This is a genomic window from Enterobacter sp. PL_is514, assembly GCF_055816715.1.
Genome location: NZ_JBVPGN010000001.1, coordinates 1 through 581, shown reverse-complemented (window position 1 = coordinate 581; position 581 = coordinate 1). Strand labels below are relative to the sequence as shown.

Below are 581 nucleotides of genomic sequence, written 5' to 3'. Positions count from 1 at the left end.
GGTTGCAAAAGAAGTAGGTAGCTTAACCTTCGGGAGGGCGCTTACCACTTTGTGATTCATGACTGGGGTGAAGTCGTAACAAGGTAACCGTAGGGGAACCTGCGGTTGGATCACCTCCTTACCTTAAAGAACCTGCCTTTGCAGTGCTCACACAGATTGTCTGATGAAAAGTAAATAGCAAGGCGTCTTGCGATTGAGACTTCAGTGTCCCCTTCGTCTAGAGGCCCAGGACACCGCCCTTTCACGGCGGTAACAGGGGTTCGAATCCCCTAGGGGACGCCACTTGCTGGTTCGTGAGTGAAAGTCACCGGCCGTCATATCTCAAAACTGACTTGCGAGTCATGTTTGAGATATTTGCTCTTTAAAAATCTGGATCAAGCTGAAAATTGAAACGACACATCTTTAAGGTGTGTTCGAGTCTCTCAAATTTTCGCAATCATGAAGTGAAACATCTTCGGGTTGTGAGGTTAAGCGACTAAGCGTACACGGTGGATGCCCTGGCAGTCAGAGGCGATGAAGGACGTGCTAATCTGCGAAAAGCGCCGGCGAGGTGATATGAACCTTTGACCCGGCGATGTCCG

Annotated in this window: 1 tRNA gene and 2 rRNA genes; all 3 read left to right on the top strand. The window is 49.6% G+C overall.

The features are described from left to right. Nucleotides 1–121 (top strand): 16S ribosomal RNA (locus AC0TNG_RS00015); the annotation flags it as partial. A gap of 85 nt (nt 122–206) precedes the next feature. Continuing rightward, a tRNA-Glu gene (locus tag AC0TNG_RS00010) sits at nt 207–282 on the top strand. Nucleotides 283–465: 183 nt separating this feature from the next. Beyond that, nucleotides 466–581: ribosomal RNA gene (locus tag AC0TNG_RS00005) — 23S ribosomal RNA — on the top strand; the annotation flags it as partial.